At 48.6% G+C, this 18119-nt stretch carries 17 protein-coding genes; 3 read left to right on the plus strand and 14 right to left on the minus strand.

Annotated features, from left to right (window positions below):
• Positions 1-72: 72 nt before the first annotated feature.
• Together ACYQ1O_RS05075 and ACYQ1O_RS05080 are read right to left on the minus strand one after the other, a co-directional pair.
• Entirely contained in the window at positions 73-810 is a 738-nt protein-coding gene (locus tag ACYQ1O_RS05075; protein ID WP_459990543.1) for an SIMPL domain-containing protein, read from the minus strand.
• 338 nt (positions 811-1148) lie between these two features.
• Entirely contained in the window at positions 1149-1481 is a 333-nt protein-coding gene (locus ACYQ1O_RS05080) for a hypothetical protein (RefSeq protein WP_459990544.1), read from the minus strand.
• Positions 1482-1901: 420 nt separating this feature from the next.
• Between ACYQ1O_RS05080 and tmpT the strand changes: the two genes are divergently transcribed.
• A complete protein-coding gene (tmpT, locus tag ACYQ1O_RS05085) occupies positions 1902-2543 on the plus strand; it encodes a thiopurine S-methyltransferase (RefSeq protein WP_459990545.1) in 642 nt (213 codons plus the stop codon).
• Positions 2544-2597: 54 nt separating this feature from the next.
• Here the strand turns inward: tmpT and ACYQ1O_RS05090 are convergent, their stop codons facing one another.
• The 8 genes from ACYQ1O_RS05090 to ACYQ1O_RS05125 form a co-directional block, all read right to left on the minus strand.
• Positions 2598-3035 (minus strand): hypothetical protein, encoded by a 438-nt coding sequence (locus tag ACYQ1O_RS05090; protein ID WP_459990546.1) that lies wholly within the window; start codon positions 3033-3035, stop codon positions 2598-2600.
• A gap of 15 nt (positions 3036-3050) precedes the next feature.
• A complete protein-coding gene (locus tag ACYQ1O_RS05095; protein WP_459990547.1) occupies positions 3051-4448 on the minus strand; it encodes a TolC family protein in 1398 nt (465 codons plus the stop codon).
• A 479-nt stretch (positions 4449-4927) separates the two neighbouring features.
• Positions 4928-6277: an HlyD family secretion protein gene (locus tag ACYQ1O_RS05100; protein WP_459990548.1), complete on the minus strand. Its 1350-nt coding sequence runs from the start codon at positions 6275-6277 to the stop codon at positions 4928-4930.
• Positions 6278-6465: 188 nt separating this feature from the next.
• The gene (locus ACYQ1O_RS05105) at positions 6466-8112 is read right to left on the minus strand and encodes an ATP-binding cassette domain-containing protein (RefSeq protein ID WP_459990549.1); all 1647 of its coding nucleotides are present in this window, start codon (positions 8110-8112) and stop codon (positions 6466-6468) included.
• A 184-nt stretch (positions 8113-8296) separates the two neighbouring features.
• Positions 8297-8740: a BLUF domain-containing protein gene (locus tag ACYQ1O_RS05110; RefSeq protein ID WP_459990550.1), complete on the minus strand. Its 444-nt coding sequence runs from the start codon at positions 8738-8740 to the stop codon at positions 8297-8299.
• A gap of 46 nt (positions 8741-8786) precedes the next feature.
• Positions 8787-9611 carry a DUF6671 family protein gene (locus ACYQ1O_RS05115; protein WP_459990551.1) on the minus strand — a complete coding sequence of 275 codons (825 nt, stop codon included), beginning with the start codon at positions 9609-9611 and terminating at the stop codon, positions 8787-8789.
• 22 nt (positions 9612-9633) lie between these two features.
• Positions 9634-12075 (minus strand): YbcC family protein, encoded by a 2442-nt coding sequence (locus ACYQ1O_RS05120; protein WP_459990552.1) that lies wholly within the window; start codon positions 12073-12075, stop codon positions 9634-9636.
• A complete protein-coding gene (locus tag ACYQ1O_RS05125) occupies positions 12076-13617 on the minus strand; it encodes an NADH-quinone oxidoreductase subunit L (protein WP_459990553.1) in 1542 nt (513 codons plus the stop codon).
• Positions 13618-13883: 266 nt separating this feature from the next.
• Between ACYQ1O_RS05125 and nhaR the strand changes: the two genes are divergently transcribed.
• Positions 13884-14819, plus strand: a complete 936-nt coding sequence (nhaR, locus tag ACYQ1O_RS05130) for a transcriptional activator NhaR (protein WP_459990554.1) — start codon at positions 13884-13886, stop codon at positions 14817-14819.
• Between the two features lie 10 nt (positions 14820-14829).
• Here the strand turns inward: nhaR and bfr are convergent, their stop codons facing one another.
• The 4 genes from bfr to ACYQ1O_RS05150 form a co-directional block, all read right to left on the minus strand.
• Entirely contained in the window at positions 14830-15294 is a 465-nt protein-coding gene (bfr, locus tag ACYQ1O_RS05135) for a bacterioferritin (protein WP_459990555.1), read from the minus strand.
• Between the two features lie 18 nt (positions 15295-15312).
• Positions 15313-15528, minus strand: a complete 216-nt coding sequence (locus ACYQ1O_RS05140) for a (2Fe-2S)-binding protein (protein WP_459990556.1) — start codon at positions 15526-15528, stop codon at positions 15313-15315.
• A gap of 196 nt (positions 15529-15724) precedes the next feature.
• Complete coding sequence (locus ACYQ1O_RS05145; protein ID WP_459990557.1) at positions 15725-16453, minus strand: esterase family protein; 729 nt, start codon at positions 16451-16453, stop codon at positions 15725-15727.
• A gap of 30 nt (positions 16454-16483) precedes the next feature.
• Positions 16484-17467, minus strand: coding sequence for an acetylxylan esterase (locus ACYQ1O_RS05150; RefSeq protein WP_459990558.1), 984 nt, complete (start codon positions 17465-17467; stop codon positions 16484-16486).
• 263 nt (positions 17468-17730) lie between these two features.
• Here ACYQ1O_RS05150 and ACYQ1O_RS05155 point away from each other — a divergent pair, with 263 nt between their 5' ends.
• Entirely contained in the window at positions 17731-17946 is a 216-nt protein-coding gene (locus ACYQ1O_RS05155; RefSeq protein ID WP_459990559.1) for a DUF2905 domain-containing protein, read from the plus strand.
• Positions 17947-18119: the final 173 nt, after the last annotated feature.

Consider the following 18119-nt stretch of genomic DNA (forward strand, 5'->3'; position numbering starts at 1 on the left):
GAATCATGCGGCGCAATGCCCGTTGGTTATTGCGCCCTACGGATTACATCTTACCGCGTTTGTTGCCGAGAGTTACTTTGTTTCAAGTTTGAAAATGACATTTACTTTTTTTCCGATTTTGATAGTACTAGGAATAAAAGTTATCTCGCCTGAATTTGTTGTCATCATCGACTTTTTGAACATACTATCGATTATCTCGCGAGTATTGTTCATACCAAATTGATCTTCCAATTCATTAAAACCTCGGTCTGATATAGCAAATACTGAACCCAGTTTTGTTCCAATACCATTAGCCATATTTTCGGCTTGCAGTTTTGCGTTAAGGCAAGCATCTGCAATCAGCGTTGTTTCAAGCTCTTTGCGCTGGGATACATCGAATTGGACGTTGATATTAGATACATTTCTGTATTTTAATAATTTTTCTATCAATGAGCTGTATCGAGAAAGCCCATGAAGTTTGATTGAAAAACTTTGTTTAACTTCGTAACCCAATATTTTTAATTCTACATAATCTTTTTCTTGGCGAACTGCTTTCTTGTCAATTTCATATGTTTCAATATCTTTTGTTGAAATCTCCAGATTTTTGAATAAATCTAACAGTTCAGTACTTCTTTTTTTCACTGTCTCGAGAGATTTTTCCGGATTCTCATCAAAAGCTTCAACATCAAAAGTGATTATCGCCAGATCAGGTGGGACTTCTTTTGTAGCCAATCCTACCGAGAATAAGAAAGGAAAATCTGGTAATTGCGCCGCCATCGCCATCGTCGCTGGTAATAGAATTAAAATGATCGCAATAATATTTTTTTTCATGTTACCCATCTTTGTTTAATTGGTATTGAATGAAGGGTATTAGCAGGAAATAATCTAGCTAAACCAGCCAGTAGTGTAGATTTGGGAGGAACAAACCCCAACGCAAAAGGGGAGGGTTAGTTGTTGGGGTTCACACGTTCACCCCCATAGGCATCAACTTAAGGAAATTTAGACGAACATCTCTTATTTCACGCATGATAGGCCAAACAACTATCACAAGGAATCGGGGCATGGACATTTTTTCAAGCGTAGTGCTGTAGGTTGGGGTGAGGAACGAACCCCAACGCAAAAGGATGTGTTTCAGTTGTTGGGGACACAAGTTCACCCTAACCTACGAGCTAAAGTTGAGCGTGAAAACCAATGCTGCGAGCATCTTTTTCCTCTGCAAAACCATCAAATACTCGCTCAGGGAAAACGGCAACAGAAACTAAAGAACGCCAAGGGATAAGAATATGGGTATTGTGCTGACTTTTTATATTAGTTTTAGCATTTATGGTTTCCCATTTTTCATTGGCAACCCAGCAGCCCAAACTATCAACGGCTACAAGCAGTCCGTAAATACCCCTTGCTGTTTCGTGAGTTTGTAACAATGATAAACAATCTTTGACGAAATCAGGCTCGACACGAAAAAGAACTACTTTGTTAATGTAATTTATGAGATATGTTTCCATGATTAGTATGCCCAGCGTAAAGTAGACCCCCTAATTGACTTAAAACAGTGAGTCATTGGTTTGTCTAACGTAATTAAAAATAAAAACCTATTAAATCAATAAATTTAAACAATTTAGCCTTTCCTAAAAAACTCAAATCATCTGTTTATGGGTTTTGTAGGTTTTTATCACAAAACCAGCCAATTAAATGTGAAATATTACCTTTTCGGTTTTTTGATATTTCAAAGCACGCCATTCGAATTCCCACTAAATCCACGACCAGCTTGCACAGCTATCCCGCCTTGGAGGCTGATGCGTTTTAAGGATTCGTCGGATAACTTAAGCTTATCTATGATGTAATGGCGGTAGCTTTTTGCTGCACACGGTTTTTTATTGTGCCTGTCCGCCGATATTGGCGTTTGCAAACGTTAAGGGGTTGTTATGGAAGCCAGTTTTTGGCATCAAAAATGGGCGCGTGGCGAGATTGCTTTTCATCAAAGCGAAGCAAATCCGTTGTTGGTGGCGCATTTTCAACAATTGAAACTACCGCAAGGTCGCCGTGTGTTCTTGCCTTTATGTGGCAAAACGCGCGATTTTGCCTGGTTGCTTGCCAACGGTTACCGTGTGGCGGGCGTGGAGTTGAGTGACATTGCCATTAAGGAGTTGTTTGACGGGCTTGGCTTAACGCCGACAATTTCTCCGCTTGGAAAATTGACCCGCTATAGCGCCGATGCTATCGACATTTTTGTCGGTGATATTTTTGAACTGTCCGCGGACGTGCTGGGTGAAGTCAGCGCAATCTACGACCGCGCCGCGCTGGTGGCTTTGCCGGTCGGGATGCGCAAGCTCTATACGGCGCATCTGATGGCGATCAGCCAGTGTGCGCCGCAGCTGCTGGTGACTTATGAATACGACCAACAGCAACTGGAAGGGCCGCCGTTTTCCATTAGCGACAACGAGGTGGCAGAACATTATGCCGCCACTTACTTACTGGAAGCGCTTGAGCGGATGGCGGTGGTGGGTGGTTTAAGGGAGATCGCCGCTAAGGAAACGGTTTGGTTGCTACAAAGCGCTAACACCTAAGCAGCCGCCCGTCCGTCTGTGCCGAAATATCCTGCTGGGTATTCCGGTCTTTCATCACCCCAAAACAAACATAAACGCCCCAGCCATCAAGCCCATTTGTATCAACATCAATTTGATCCGGTCTATCCAGTTCGCCCGTCCCCAAAAGCCGGTGGCGACTATTTTCAAACGCAAATAATGCACGTAGAAACGGTCTTGTTGCCGTTGCCAAAACGACGGCATGGCTTTCCATAAGCGGTAAATAACGAATAAACCGATCGTCCAGCTGCCGTAAAAGACAATCAATTGGCTTTGGAATTTGTTCAAGTGGAAGACGTGGTGCAAGAATTCTTCTATCACGAAGGCGATGCTTTCGTAGACGATGTGCAAGACTTCCATGATGTGATGGAAGAATTCGATGGGGGCGTGGATGATGTAAACCATTAAGGCTACGATTGCCACGGTTTTGCAGATGAAGATTGGTGTTGCCCAACTGGGCCATGCTGCTTTCATAAAACCTCCGCCTGTTTAAGGGGGTTGATGGATGTTTATTGCTAATGCCGCTTGGTAATCGGCGTGGGCTTTAAATAACGTGTTGGTTGCTTCGGCTGCCATTAAGGCGGCGTCGCCGTGGGCGATTTCGCGCAGGTTGACGAACAACACCGTGCTTTCGCCTAATTCAAAGCGTTCGCGTTCGCCTTGTTCCAATTGCTGCGCCGCTTGTTGCTGTTGTCCACTAAGGGCGACACGCTGACGGGCGGCGGTCAGTGCGGAAAACACGTCTTGCACGTCGGCGGCAATGCGGTTTTCGGCGAGTTGCCGTTCCCATTTCAGGCGTTGCAGGTTGGCGCTGGCGACTTGGGCGCGGCCTGATGCAACCCGCCGTTGCAAGGGAATATCCACATTCAAGCCCACATATAGCTCGTCGCGGTTGAGCGAAGTTTTGCCCGCGCCCATGTCTTGTGCGCCCATCACCGACAAATCCACGCCCGGTGCGCGTTGGTTTTGTTGGAAATCCAGCTCGGTTTGGGTTTGCTGGCTTTGCACACCTAAACGTTGCAGTTCGGGGCGATGCGCTTGCGCGGTTTGCAAGGCTTGCTCAAAATCCAACAGCTTTTGCGGCTCGTTAACCGGAAAGCCGGACGGCAATTGTTCGGCCTTAGGCATTCGCGGTTCGCCATCGCCACCCCGCCAATACAGCGACAATTGGATCGCGCTTTGTTCCAAGATGCGTTGCGCGGCGACTTTACGCTCGCGGCGTTCGAGGATGGCGCGTTGGTTGTCGAGCGCTTCAAATTCAGGGATGTCGCCCGCTGCTACCCGTTGGCGTATGCCTGAATCGCGTTGTTCGGCGATTTGCAACAAGCGTTCGGCAGTTTGCAGGCGTTGCCCTGCCAAAACCCAATCCCAGTAGCGGTGCGTGGCGATGCGGCGCACTTCCAACAAGGCTTGGTCGTAATCGTGATCGGCAATCAATTGCGCCAATTCGGCTTGTTGCAAACTGGCGCGGCGGCGGTCGATGTCGCGGTTGCGCCAGAGTGGAATGTTGACACCGACGCGCCATTCGCCATCATTCGCCGTCAAACTTTTGCCTTCGTAAATCGGGTAATCGCCCGTACCGCGCCGCCAACCGCCGAAGAAAGTCGCACCCGCTAAAGCCGTGGGTTGTTCAAAGCTGACATCGTGGTTTTGGTTTTCGTAAATGCCCGCAACGGAAAAGTTGTTGCGGATTTTCATTTGCGTATCAAAACCGCCTTCTGCCGCTTGGGTTTCACCTTCGGCAACGGCTTTGCGCTGCTCGGTCGCCAGCAAGCTGGGGAACGCTTGCAAGGCGGCGTTGACGACTTCGTCCAAAGCCAAGGCGGGTGCAGCATGGATGGTGGGCGATAAGGCCAAGATGATGATAAATATGGCGGTTGTTTTCATTTTGTTTTGTTAAATCAATCGTAGGGTACGCTGTGCGTACCTTTACATTTATCGTTCCACGCTCTGCGTGGTAACGCATCCTGCAACGCTCTTGCGTTGCGTAAGGTGACGCTGGAGTGTCACGGGCAGCATTCCCACGCAGAGCGTCACTGTCATTAAGTTAAGGAAAAAATTATATGAACCAGAGACTTAAACCGTTCGTGCTGAGCTTGTCGAAGCATGAATGGTTTAAGTCTTTGCTTACGGATTTTTCCGTTCATCCTTCGACAAGCTCAGGACGAACGGAAAAATCCGTGAGCAAAATAGGATGTGCTGAGGAACGAAGCGCATCTGTCGAGTTTTTACGCGATTGATGCGCCTCCTATCGTCGGCACATCCTATAGTTATCCTATTGAAAAACAATAATAAATCCTTAACTTAAATGGCAGTGACGCAGAGTGTGGGAACGATGTATTGGTGGGCAAAAAAGCCTGCCCACCCTACTTTTTGTCTTCTTTATCGCTGCTGTAATCGCTGGTTTTGCTGTCTTTACCTTGTTGCATCAGCGTCGGTTCGGGCAAGACCAATTGCGGGAAGCCGTTGAATACCCGCCATAATTCGTAGCCTAAGGTGACCTGTCCTAACAATACCCAGCCGTTGGTGCGAACGCCTTGGCGCAAGAAACGGGCTTCGGGCCAGGGGATGTCGTTGGGTTCGGGGACGATGACGATGCGGAAATGGCCTTTGCCATCATCCGTGGCATCAATCAAAGCCACTTTGCCACCGAACGAACCTGCCGAAAATTCTGGCCAGCCGCCAAACTGGATTGCCGGATAGCCTTCAAACTGCAAGCGCGTGTGGGTTTCGGTGACGATTAACGGCAAGTCGTTGCCGTCTACCCATAATTCCACGGCGCGTTCGTCGGTGTCTGGCACTAAAATCGCCAAGGGCTGGCCCGGTTTGACCATTTCTGCGCCGGGGTTGGCGAGCAAACGCAATACCGAACCATCACGCGGGGCGATGACGGTTTGGGTTTGCTGGCGCGCCAAACGGGTTTGCAATTTCAGCACTTCGCCACGCACGCTGTTTTGGTCTTCAATGGCTTTTTGCAAATCGGCACGGGTCTTTTCGATGCTGCCGATGGTGTCGGCAGCCAACTTTTGCCGATCGGCGTTGATGGCATCGACTTCGCTGCTAGCCGCTGACAAAGTCGCTTGGGCGCGTTCGGCATCGGCATTGCGTTGCGCGGCATCCAATTGCGCCAATTCCCAGGTGCGTTTGGAGGCTAAGCCTTTACCTTGCAAATGTTGTTGCCGTGCTAAGTTCAATTGCGCGGTTTGCTGGGCGGCGCTGGCGGCATTTACGGCTTGCGCGGCGGCGTTGCGGCGTTGTTTTGCCATGGCGATGCGCGAGTCGGCGGCGGACAAGGCTTGCGGTCTGGCTTGTTCTGCCATTTGCAATTGCTGGCGGAAAGTTTCCACGCGGCTGTCGGTGGCGGTTTGCTTGGCTTGGTAGCTTTGCAATTCGCTGCTGACCCGCTGCAAAAATAACGGGTCGTTATCGACCAATTCCGCCAATACGTCGCCTTTTTTAACTTTTGCGCCTTCTTTAACCCGCCAATTGGCAATCCGGCCTTCCACTTGGGCGCTGATGATTTGCTGGCGTTCGGCGGGCGCATAAGCGACCACACGACCAACCCCGCGCACGTTTTGCTGCCACGGGGTAAACGCCAAGGCCACCATCAGCACCACAAACATCACCGCCAACCAGCGGGCGATGCGGTGCGCGATTTCCGAGGTGGCGGCTTGGGCTAAGGTTTTTAACTGTTCTGGTTCGTGGTTTTGGTTCATGATTTTCTCGTTCACAAGCTATGGCTTGGGAATGCGGGTTAGGAAGCTCCGGCTTCCTTTGTTCTCGAAGCTAGAGCTTCGGAAACGTGGGTTACCAAGCCAGAGCTTGGTAACCAGCTAATGGGCGTAGGATGGGCTGAGGCTACGAAGCCCATCGATTTACACGCACCGTGATGGGCTTCCTGTCATCAGCCCATCCTACGGAGTTCGCCATCGACTATCTGCATTTGCTGTGTGCAACGCGCGATCACTTGTGGGTTTTGGCTGGTTACCAGCAATGTCCAGCTTGGTTTGTTAACGAACAAGCTATCTAAAACCAAAGGCAAGGCACGGTTATCCAGTTTATCTAATACACCATCCAGCAATAACAAGCGCGGTTGCTGTACCAATGCCCGTGCCAAGGTCAGGCGCAAGGCTTGTTCGGGTGACAGCGGTGCGCCGTTGCTGGCGAGTTCGGTTTGTAAGCCTTCGGGCAAATTCAACACGGTTTGCAGCAAGCCGACTTGCGACAAAGTTTGGCGAATTGCCGCCAGTTCGATTTCTCGCCCGATTGCCACATTGTCGATGACCGATGCGGGCAAGATTTCCGCATCGCGCACGAAGGCAATGGTGTCGCGCAATTGCCGCAAATTCAGGTCGCGCAAATCTTGTCCGTTGATGTTCACATAACCTGCGCTGGGTGAGCGTAGGCCGAACAAGACTTCCAATAAGGTGCCGCGATCTGCGCCTTCGCTGATGGCGAGGCTGTCGCCTGCGGGCAACGATAAGTCAATACGCCGCAAGCTGTCGGTATAGGCGCTATCCGGCAAGGCCAGGCCGACTACGTCAACGTGATAGGCATTGGCACTTGGGTTTGGCGCGGCGCCGAGCTGTGCTTCTTGCGGCAAATCCACCACATGGGCGATTTTGTCCAAGCTGGTCAGCAGTTCGTAATAATTGTCCAAAGTTTTGCCTAAGCGGGTCAGGCCGTAAATCATCGCGCCGACCACCAGCTCGGCGGCAATCAATTGCCCTAAGCTGAGTTGGTGTTCAATCACCATCCAACCGCCCATGCCCAACAATAAGGTGTTCGCCAAGGTGTGCAACACCAACGCGCCGGTGTTTTGCCGCGCCAAAACCCGAAAGTGCTGGTTGCTGGCGTTTAAATAGCTTTCGGCAATACGTTCACTTTGTGCATGGATATAGGCATCATCGCTTGCTGATTTGCCCAGCACCGCATGGGCGGCAATGCTTTCCAGCCAAGCCAAGGCGGCGTATTTGGCTTTAGATTGTTCGATGGCGGTCGTTAAGCCGTTGCGACCCATGACGAACAAAATCACCGCGAGGGCGGTAATCAAAAATAAGTCAAACGCCAGTAACAACGGATGATAAAACGCCAGCAAAATCATGCCAATTAAGGTTTGCAGCACATAACCCAAGGTTTCTAGCAGCAATACCGACGCGGTTTTTTGCAGGGTGACCACATCCAAAAAACGGTTCGTCAATTCGGGCAAGTCATGGTGGTCGCGGCTGTTAAAGGCGGCTTGCCGCAAACGCGCTGCCACGTTGCCAAACACGCGCACAAACAGGCGGCGTTGCAGCATATCGACCACATAAAATTGCAAGCCAACCAGCATGTTGCTGAAGCCAGCCAACACCAGCAATACCAGCGTCAACACCAGTAACGGTTGTAGTAAAGTGCCAAAAGCAATGGTGTTGACCAGCGATTGCACGGCAACCGGAGTTGCCAGCGACATCACGCCGATGCCCAGGCCGTAAGCCAGCAAGGTGGTGATGTCTTCACGTTCTAATTGGATCAGCTGTTTTAAGCGCTGAAAAGGGGCTTGCTCGCTCATGATGCCGGTCTCATAAAAAAACGGGGGTTTGGAAGCAGGTTAGGAGAGCCAGCAGTTTGCCGATAAATAGACAGGGAAGAGCCTACATAATGAGGCTAGCGCTGCGTGCTTAAGAAACGGGTTGACGCGTTTTGTAATGAACGGTCTGCGGATGCTTAAGCGATGCCCTTCGTCAATGTCTGGTTTATTCGGGCGCTACCGGTTGCCTGAACTGCTCTAAAACATATTCAATATAATCTTTAACTTTTTTTGACGCTTCGCGCGAAAGGCTGATGTTTTCTGCTTCCATAAAGTCCGAAAAGCCTTCTACTTCTTTTAGTTTCATAAAGTCGGGTGACACAAATCCCATGGCCCATTTCCCATATTTACGCTTGTCAATCAGTTCGTGGTAAAGCTTAAGGGCACCGGTGTGGCGTTTGTCTTCGCTAATGCGTTCAAATAACCAGCCAATGGTTTCGTAATCGCCTTCCAAAACTTGGATAAAGAAGCCATCGCGATACAACAACAGGCCGGTTATCTCACGATCTTTGTTGAAATTTCTGGCGGTATCCAAAATTTCCAGTAAATCCTTGTCGGACATGTCGTAGCAGGCGCTGCTGACGTAAACCAAATGCGCTAATTCCATCATTGTTCCTCATAGGATCTGACCAATAAAAAAATGCGAAAAACAGAAATTACGGATTACATCTCGGGCAATCGGATGGCTCTGCAAACGCTTCTGCAACACTAAATACTTCTTGAAACTGGCAATGTTGGCATAGTGCTACTCGCCCAATAATAGCATTGGTAGGACTACTGCACCATTTGCAGGGTAAGCCAAACCGGACTTCATCGGGCCAAAAACCAAGTCGCTCACAGTTGGGGCAGGCACTTAATAAGCGTTCTGCCAAATTCTCCGCCGCCTGAGCGATACGTTCACGACGCTCCGGGCAATGGTGGGCGCGGAGATCGTAACTGATGGTCATCGGCCACGGTAACGTATTTCCGAACCACTGATACAGTTGTTCATGGATTGCCGACTCACCCACCAATCCTTTGCCGATATGTCCTTGGGCTTTGAGTATAAGCCCCTGGTTTAAAGGCGTTTTGCTGATGAACGCCGCTAGTTCGTCAGCATTTTGGCAGTGTTGTTCCCGTACAGCACACGGTTGGTAAGATCGCCCAACCACGACCCACTGTTCTTCCGTGTTGACACAAGCCAGCAATTCTTCATTGAAAGTCATCAGGCCGAAATACCCCGGACTGAAACTGCCCTCGCTACCCAAGCCGATTGGCATCCCCGTCAGGGAGCAAGCCAATTCCGCTTTTTTCTTTGCACAATCGATAGGGCTTAAGCGACGTTCGATTTCACCACTGAAAGTCCCTAGGGAATCGGTGTCATAGGCATCGGTATGCACGATTGTTACGTTTAACTTTTCCCATAGCACGGGTGCTATGGCTTGTTCTTTGCCGTGTAACGTCAGTAAGGCGAATGTTGTATCCTGAAATCGGTTTACCATGAGTAATCCCCATTCTGTGTGCTTACGCTGCTTTTTTCGCCGTCATTCGCCATTGGCCTTGTGCAAATTGCCAAATACTTTGGTTACTGTCGTCCAGTTGGAACAAAAATAGCCATTGGTTATTGATTAAATCCGCAATTGCCGCGTGTTTTTCGATAATGTTAGCCATGGCTTCCCTAGGTGCGGCGATATAAACGCCAAGCCGTATGGGTTGATGCCGCCAATCTTTGCCATCATGCAGCGATTGCAATGACAAACCGATGCGTAAGTCGCCGCCGTTACCTTCAAAAACCCCGATATTGCCGCCGACAACATTGTGCAATAGCTTGTTTCCGCTGCCATATTTAAGGTTGTCAGTCACTGAGGCATAGTATTGGAGGTTAATCCAATTGGTGACTACCATCGGCGCGGTCATGATTAGCTCTAGGATTTTAAAATCCTTATCCGTCTGCCATTGGTAATCATGTAAAAAACTCCTGCCTTCAAGGTCAATATTTCTGGTGCGGGTTCTGGGTGCGACGATAAATGCGGCATTATTCGCCAGCCCCCACTCCGGACGTACTTGTCCCCAATTGTGGGACTTTTGGAGATAAAACTTTTCCTGCGTCATCTCGGTTTCCATGCCTGTCCGCAAGCTAGCCAGCCTATTTTCACGCGCCAATTGACTGGCTTTTACTAGCCAATCATGCCATTCGTGCTGGCTATAATCGGCTTGACCGAAGCACGTTATGGCATCGGTGGTGGTGTTATGCAGGCAGGCTATGAAGCGCGTTTGCTGTGGAATATCAATACCTTGTTGGCTTAACGCCTCTCTTACTGACACATCGTTAAGCAGTTGCGCCAACACTTTAACGTTGATTTCACCCGTTTGACCGCCACACGCGCCACAGTCTAAACCTGCGGCTTGTGGATTATTGGCGGAACAACTGCCATGACCCGCAAGCAGAACGGTTTCGGCAAAACTTTCGGTCAGCCCCATAGCTCCCAAGATGCCTGCCACCAACTCGGCTTGCTCGGCAACGCTTAACGGGCTGTCATGACGGCGTAGTTGCCAATCCCCATCATGGCTGATTTGGTTGATGCCGTGTAGCGGGGGTGGCGGAAACAAGCTGTTTTTCAGTAAATCGAATGCTTTCCATAATCCTTTGGCTTCCACCAATCCCAAGCTCGAAGCGCTGGCATCACCGACTTTCTGCCAAAAAACTTGGCCTTTTATTTTATTGACGGCATTGCCAATCGGGGTATTGGTGTTAATCGGTACGGCCCGGATTGACGCGTTTAACAAACCGGGCAATTGCGGCCTGACAAAACCGCTGCCAATTGGCGCATAGTCGATGGGTAAACCAAAAAAGCCCGCAAAACCAAACGTTTGGATGGCGAAATCTTGGGCTTCCAAGGCTCTCCTAAACGGTTCGGAGCGTACATCAATACAAAAGAAAGCTTGCAGCTTGGGCGTTACTTTTTCATTGTCGTTATAGTTCAGCAATTTTTGCTGTAGCGGCATTTGGAAAGACAACTCCAACGCCCGCTGCCAAATCCAGACATGCTGTTGGGCTTGACGCCATTGGTTACGCAATGTTTCAAGATGGCTGAATTGCTTGCAAAATTGCTCTTTCAGCAGCTCGTAAGTTTCCGGATGCTCCGCTTTCGTATGTTGCCAAACGACCCAATCCCACGCCAATCTCACCGCCAGCAATTGTTCAGGAATGGCGTTGCTTTGGGCGTTAAAATTCGCTTGCCAAGTGAGATAAGCCGTCCAAGAAGCCCAGCCGTGAATGTCCAGCAACAGCGCGTAGCAATAATCGGCGAACAGCTCAGGGCTAGTTCCAGCTGGGCAAAGTGCCGCATAGGCGTTTTCAAAAACTTGGTCAGCCGTTTCGGGCAATGCCAAAAACAACCGATGCAAGTGGGTTTCCGCCGTTAATATTTCTACGCCACGATCCTGACGTATCACCGCCAACCAGTTGCTGTAAAAATCATTGTCGGCATCGCCCGTGTTTTGCATCCACTGTGGATATTGGCAATATAGGGCACAAAACTGGCTGATTTGATGCGTTATTTCATCGTGCCAAGCGATTTTATGGCGGTTCTCTGGATGTGCGTCCAACCAATCGCTGACATTGATCCAATGGTCGTTTGGCTGGGATATGTCCAGCTGCGCCAATAACTCCGCATGTCCTGCATCACTGCCAAATTCCGCCGCCGCAGCGGTTAGGTGTTCCGGTTGTATGGTCTGTTGTTGCCACAATCCTTGGTAATAAGCAGGTGGCATCAGACAGTTAATCCGCCCCAAGGCAGCCATATTGGTGGCGACATCCACCATTGGTTGGTGGCGCAATTGCCACCAAGGATTGACCGCAATGGCTTTATCCAAAGGCCAGCTAGGGGCAATACGCTGACAAGCTTGTTTGACTGCTTGCTGCAATTGCTCAGCAAGGGTGTCTTGGCTAATTTCCTGAAACATTTATAAAGCCTCCGTTGGTAAAGAACCCACAGGTGTTTTCGTTCTGGGCAAATGCAGCGGCCAACACTTCAAAGTCATGCTAGTCACCCATTCATCAAGGTATAAGCCTGCGTTTAGCGCGATAAACAGACGGCGTGCCATCGGGTTAGATGGGTGATATTGCAATGTCTGATAAACGCTAAATAAACTAAGAAATAGCAATCCCATCCAAATGTCGGCGGCAAGGTTATAGTTAAAAGGTATATCGGCGACTAAAAATCCGCTGGCGGTTTTAGCGACCGTGTAGCCGCCTAGCAAGAGCAAGGCTTTGATTAAGCCATTGGTCATGAAGCCTTCAGTTGGCTCGTTAAAATAAAAGGCCAATGTTTGGGCAACCGCCATGCCGACCAGCAGCCACGGACTTAATGGGTGGTTTGCCCCGCCAACTAATATGACGATTAAAGTCACTAGAATCACGCTGGTGAAAATTGACATGATCCATGCTTTCAGGCTGGGTAGTTGGATGTCGGTCAGCTCCCTTCTCAGAAAAATATTGACCTCATCGCCAGAATTAAGGAACGCATGGGCTTTGTAAAATGAATGCGCCAATAAATGCAGCAACGCCAGTTGATAAAGCCCCAATGCACATTCTGACAACATTAGCCCCATTTGCGCGGTAGTCGACCAAGCCAACCGGACTTTCACGCTGACTCTAGTCATCATAATGAGTGCCGCTAACACCGTAGAAAGCCCAGCCACCACTAGCACCAACCATTTTGCTGACCCAGACTGGTCGAAAATGGGAGCAAATAAGATCAATAAATAGCCGCCCATGTTGATGACGCCAGCATGTAACAAGCTGGACACCGGTGTAGGCGCTTCCACAACCTGAATCAACCAGCCATGCAAAGGCAATTGCGCGCACTTAATTAACGCCACCATCGCCAACAACACTGCCGCACATTGTTGCTGCCAGCCAAAATACGCGCTTGGGTAGTGAGACAAAATAGCGCTGATGGACAGGCTACCGTGCGCCAAGTAAAGCAGGCCAAACGAGAGGGCAAGTAATAGTTCGGCTACCCTAGCTAAAATAAACTTTTTATGCGCTGCCAAAGCCGCTCTGGGGCGATTGGGATAAAACATCAAAAGCTGGTGCAGGCTTAAACTGATGCCCAACCAAGAAAGCCAAAAGACCAGCAAGTTATCACTGCTTACTGTTACCATCACCGAAAAAACCGTCAGCATTAACCAACGGAGAAAACGTTGGTTATCGGGATCACCGCTGAAGTTTGCTTGGGCATAACGCAGCACGATAAAGGCAATGAACTGGATCAACACCAACACACTCGCTTTCAGCGGTGTGATGTAAAACAACGGCAGCCCCGCGCCTTGGCTTTGCACAAACACAATTCCCAGCCAAGCCAAAATACTTGTCACCAAACCGCCGCCGATTAGCCAACCGGCTATGCGCCACCGCTGCAAAAAGTAACAGCAACTGGCAGAAATCAGCGGTAAACAAATAATGGCAAGCCATAGTGAAGCCAGTAAATGATCGGTAAACATGATTTAAGCCCTTTGGATATTGATCGAGGTATTTTTAGTACCTGCTATTGTTTTGTAATTAAAAAGTAATTTCAGGTGTTATTACTTACCAAGCAATCTTTACTATTCATCTATGCCTTCAATAAGTCTTAGTCCAATGTATTTATGGGTATCTTCTGCGTGCATAAGTAAAAAAGGATGCCTTATTCAGTTGGATACAAGATACGCCGGGGCAAAAAAATAGTAAAATAGAATAAATAAATATCTAATATAGGTTTTTACGATATATGGAACGCATTAATTATCAGCATTTGTATTATTTTTGGACGGTTGCCAAATACGGCAGCATCAGCAAAGCCTGCGAAGTGTTGCATTTGGCGCAACCGACCATCAGTGGTCAGTTAGCGGTGTTGGAGCAAAGTGTCGGCACGCAATTGTTGCGTAAAGAGGGCCGTAAATTGGCTTTGACGGATACCGGACGGACGGTCTTTAACTACGCAGAGGAGATTTTCACGCTAGGCCGCGAACTGACGCAAACCTTGAAAGGCCGCAATAGCGAGCGCGGCTTGCGTCTGCATTTGGGCATTACCGATGCGTTGCCAAAATTGATCGCTTATCGGCTGATTGCACCGTTGCTGCAGCCGCCCGAACCGGTGCAAATCATCTGTTATGAAGATAAAACCGAGCGTTTGTTGTCGGAAATCAATTTGCATACCATCGATATGGTGTTGTCGGATTCACCCGCCACGCCAGCCAGCGGAGCGCGCGTATTCAATCATTTATTGGGTGAGTCGGCAGTAGGGATATTTGCTGCACCCAGCTTGGCAGCGCGTTATCGGCAGGATTTTCCGCGTTCGCTCAATGGCGCGCCGTTTTTGCTGCCCACCACCAATACCGCGTTGCGGCGTTCTTTAAACCAATGGTTTGATGACAATGAGCTCAGCCCGTCGATACAAGCGGAGGTTGAGGACAGCGCATTGCTGAAAACTTTTGGTGCGGCGGGTGTCGGGGTGTTTTTTTCGCCGCTGGCGGTGGCGAATGAAATCAACCGCCAATACGGCACGGAATTATTAGGTAAGACAGAAGGGGTGTTCGAGCGTTTTTATGCCATCACCGCGCAACGGAAGTTAAAGCATCCATCCGTTGCGGCGATTTTGGCAAATGCCCAGCAGGGCTTGTTTGAGGTGTGGGACAGTGAATCTATAGAATGCGTAGGCACTTAAAAGCAAGGCGTTACATTTGTGATTGCAGATAGTTTTGGATGCCGACTTGTGCAATCAACTCAAATTGGGTTTCCAGCCAATCGACATGCTCTTCTTCGTTTTCGAGGATGCGTTCAAAAATTTCGCGGGAAATGTAATCTTTAACAGTTTCACAATAGGCAATCGCTTCACGCAAAAGGGGGATGGCGATTTGTTCCAGTTTTAGGTCGCATTCGAGCATTTCTTGCGGGTTTTCGCCGATCATTAGCTTGTCCAAGCTTTGCAGGTTGGGCAAGCCTTCCAAAAACAAAATGCGCTCGATCAACAAATCGGCGTGCTTCATTTCGTCAATCGATTCGTGATATTCCTTTTCGTTGAGCTTTTTAAAGCCCCAGTTTTTGTACATGCGGGCATGTAAAAAATACTGGTTGATGGCGGTCAATTCGTTGGTTAGTGCTTTATTCAGAAACTCAATAACTTTTGCGTCACCTTTCATAGCGGATACCTATTATGTTTATGCTGCGTTGAAAATGGGCTGATTCACAGCTTGGGGCATTATAGGTGTGTGCGGACGATTTTGGTCAAGCAATTCTTTAACGTGCTTGTTGCATTTGCCACAATCACTGCCAACACCAAAGCATTCAAATAACTGGCGGCGCGTACAGACACCGTTGTTGATGGCGCTGGTGATCTGTTTGTCGGTAACGGCTTTGCAAACACATACATACATTGGTTTTATCTCCGTGCTAAGACTGTTATGCGAATAATAACAATTCTCATTAAAAAGATAAAGCTTAAGATTGCGGGAATGGGATGTGGGATTTGTTGGAGATGTTTTGAATGGCTGGGTAAGTGTTTGTCGTGGTTTAACGGGGAATTAAAGGGCAAATATGGGTTGGTTAAAAATGCTAGATAACCGATATATATTAAAGGTAGAGCGGAGACATTCTGCGCCAATAATGCCCTCGATGCGCTCTGCCGTCCCAAACGATCAGTTGATGGTTGATTTGTTTGTCAGCCAAGATGGTGCTGAGTTCTTGGTTGTTTTGCAAAAAAGGGTCTTCTGCGCCAATGACCAGAACAATGTCCATGGCACGCAAATGTTGCAAATGTTCTTCGTTTTCCAGGTTGGGCAGAAAGTGGCTGGGGGTGTTGAAGTAAATGTCTTCGTTATAAAAGCCGTCGAGCAAGTCACTGAAGTTTTCGACGCTTAGGGTCAGGTCGTAGCGGCCTGAAAACGCAGCCAGTTTTTTGAACAAATGCGGATGCCGAAAGGCAATATTGGCGGCATGGTAAGCGCCTAAGCTAACGCCGTGCGAGATGATGCACTCATGCGGATTTTTTTTGTTCATGAACGGGATGACTTCATCGAGCAGGTATTGTTCATAAGCAATGTGCCGCAATATGCGCCCCGATGGGTGCGCCCAGCCACAGTAAAAACTTTCCGAATAAATGCTGTCGACGCAATAAAGCTGCAAATGCCCCGCCTCTATTTTGTGTTTGATGGCTTGGACGATGCCGAGGTTTTCATATTCGTAAAACCGTCCGTCACGGGTGGGGAACACCAACACTTTTGCACCCGCATGACCAAAAACCAGCAACTCCATATCGCGTTGCAGCTTGTCACTCCACCATTTGTGGTATTCGCGGATCATTAAAAAACTCCTGGCTTGGTGCGTAAAGGGTTATTGCCGGAGAGGGGCAAAAAATTGGTCGAGTTGTTCAAGCAGTATGCTCTCCTGTTGCGCTTGGTTGGGGTAGCCGTAATGGCCTGCATCTAAGACGAACAATTGTTTTTGGTTGGGCAAGGCATTGTAAATGGCAAACTGTCCGGGCGGTGCGACACAGGGGTCAAGCTTGGCACAAGCCAGATGCATGGGCATGGTGATGTGTTTTGCCGCCAGTGCCGCATCAAAATATCGTATCACTTGTAATGTTTGTTTTTTATAGCGTTGGTAATAATTTTGTACGCTGTGCGCGCTGCCTTGCGTGGGCAGCCTTAAGCGTAAGGACTGGTGTCCAAAAGTGGGGACATTGAGATGGCCGCGGGCAATGCGGGTTTCGCATGCCAATGCCAATGCGCCAATGCCGCCTGCAAAACTAATCCCTAAATACCCCAAATGGCCTGCCAGCTGCGGAAACATGACCAGCATGGCGCTGACAGCTGTCCAGACATCTTCGACACAGCCACCTAGAATGTATTGGTCACGCTGGTGGATGTTGTGTAGTACATGCCAGTAAGGTTCCGAAGAAATGCCTTTCTGGCTGCTTAATGCCAAGCCCCGGAAACACGGAAACAAAAGGGCTGAATCTTTAAATGGCAGATGGAAATCGGGTGCGTCGCGCCCGCCATAACCATGTCCAATAATAAAGCCGCGTTTGACAATACCCGATTTAGGTAGCAACAACCATCCTCGGATGGGAAAATTGCCGGTTGAAGTATAGCTGAGATCAAAAATACGCCAATCTGAAAAGCAACGGCCGCTATCTTTGATTTTTGGGCTTGTTTCTTGGCTGATGGCCTGTTGGTATCGTGCTTGCCAATAGGCGTTAAAGTTTTGGGGTTCCCTCGGTGCTGGAATGGCTAATAGCTGTTCCAATGAATAACCGTAAGTGGCGTCAAAGCCGATATGGCAAGCGGTGTTGTTTTTATTATTATCGTCTGGCATGTAGAGTCTCTTGTTGTCCGTGTTTTTGCATGGTAGCCATGTTTAAACTAGGATGACCTTTCGGCTGGTTGTTTAGCGATTCCTGTAAACCAGTCAAACACTTAGGGTATTGTCTACCAAAGCTTTAATGGATTTCAATCTTGGTTTCGGGTCAATAAAGCTCGTGTTGTTTGCGGCAGTGCTTTTATTCGGGGCTTAGGCTTGACATAAATGCCAAACCACGGATTTTGATTGTTTTAATCGAACCCATAAGAGGGCATGAGATGAATATAAGCCAATTATTAATCACCTTGGGCTTGGCTGTTGTTTTACTTGGCATTGTATTGCGGTATGCGCCTTGGTTGGTCACTTGGTTTGGGCATTTGCCGGGCGACATTAATGTCCGTCAGGCACATAGCCAAATCTTCATTCCCATTACTTCAATGGTGCTGGTCAGTTTGTTGGGATCTTTGTTGGCCAATCTGTTTTTTCGAAAATGATGTTTTCAGATACGCTTAAAAGAGCGACGTGAGGAGCATTTATTGACGAAAACACTGTATCTGTAAGGTAGATTGTTATACCGTTTTGTAGGTCTTTTTGGGTGCTTACAAAAAATAACTGTTATCGGTTTATATTTTTAAAGCTGCTATTATTTGTAGGAAATTTAAACGTT

It is taken from the genome of Methylosoma difficile (genome assembly GCF_054657615.1).

Excerpts from the sequence above, each read along its gene's own strand:
- ACYQ1O_RS05075 (WP_459990543.1), bottom strand. The coding sequence starts at position 810 with ATGAAAAAAAATATTATTGCGATCATTTTAATTCTATTACCAGCGACG.
- ACYQ1O_RS05080 (WP_459990544.1), bottom strand. The coding sequence starts at position 1,481 with ATGGAAACATATCTCATAAATTACATTAACAAAGTAGTTCTTTTTCGT.
- tmpT (WP_459990545.1), top strand. The coding sequence starts at position 1,902 with ATGGAAGCCAGTTTTTGGCATCAAAAATGGGCGCGTGGCGAGATTGCT.
- ACYQ1O_RS05090 (WP_459990546.1), bottom strand. The coding sequence starts at position 3,035 with ATGAAAGCAGCATGGCCCAGTTGGGCAACACCAATCTTCATCTGCAAA.
- ACYQ1O_RS05095 (WP_459990547.1), bottom strand. The coding sequence starts at position 4,448 with ATGAAAACAACCGCCATATTTATCATCATCTTGGCCTTATCGCCCACC.
- ACYQ1O_RS05100 (WP_459990548.1), bottom strand. The coding sequence starts at position 6,277 with ATGAACCAAAACCACGAACCAGAACAGTTAAAAACCTTAGCCCAAGCC.
- ACYQ1O_RS05105 (WP_459990549.1), bottom strand. The coding sequence starts at position 8,112 with ATGAGCGAGCAAGCCCCTTTTCAGCGCTTAAAACAGCTGATCCAATTA.
- ACYQ1O_RS05110 (WP_459990550.1), bottom strand. The coding sequence starts at position 8,740 with ATGATGGAATTAGCGCATTTGGTTTACGTCAGCAGCGCCTGCTACGAC.
- ACYQ1O_RS05115 (WP_459990551.1), bottom strand. The coding sequence starts at position 9,611 with ATGGTAAACCGATTTCAGGATACAACATTCGCCTTACTGACGTTACAC.
- ACYQ1O_RS05120 (WP_459990552.1), bottom strand. The coding sequence starts at position 12,075 with ATGTTTCAGGAAATTAGCCAAGACACCCTTGCTGAGCAATTGCAGCAA.
- ACYQ1O_RS05125 (WP_459990553.1), bottom strand. The coding sequence starts at position 13,617 with ATGTTTACCGATCATTTACTGGCTTCACTATGGCTTGCCATTATTTGT.
- nhaR (WP_459990554.1), top strand. The coding sequence starts at position 13,884 with ATGGAACGCATTAATTATCAGCATTTGTATTATTTTTGGACGGTTGCC.
- bfr (WP_459990555.1), bottom strand. The coding sequence starts at position 15,294 with ATGAAAGGTGACGCAAAAGTTATTGAGTTTCTGAATAAAGCACTAACC.
- ACYQ1O_RS05140 (WP_459990556.1), bottom strand. The coding sequence starts at position 15,528 with ATGTATGTATGTGTTTGCAAAGCCGTTACCGACAAACAGATCACCAGC.
- ACYQ1O_RS05145 (WP_459990557.1), bottom strand. The coding sequence starts at position 16,453 with ATGATCCGCGAATACCACAAATGGTGGAGTGACAAGCTGCAACGCGAT.
- ACYQ1O_RS05150 (WP_459990558.1), bottom strand. The coding sequence starts at position 17,467 with ATGCCAGACGATAATAATAAAAACAACACCGCTTGCCATATCGGCTTT.
- ACYQ1O_RS05155 (WP_459990559.1), top strand. The coding sequence starts at position 17,731 with ATGAATATAAGCCAATTATTAATCACCTTGGGCTTGGCTGTTGTTTTA.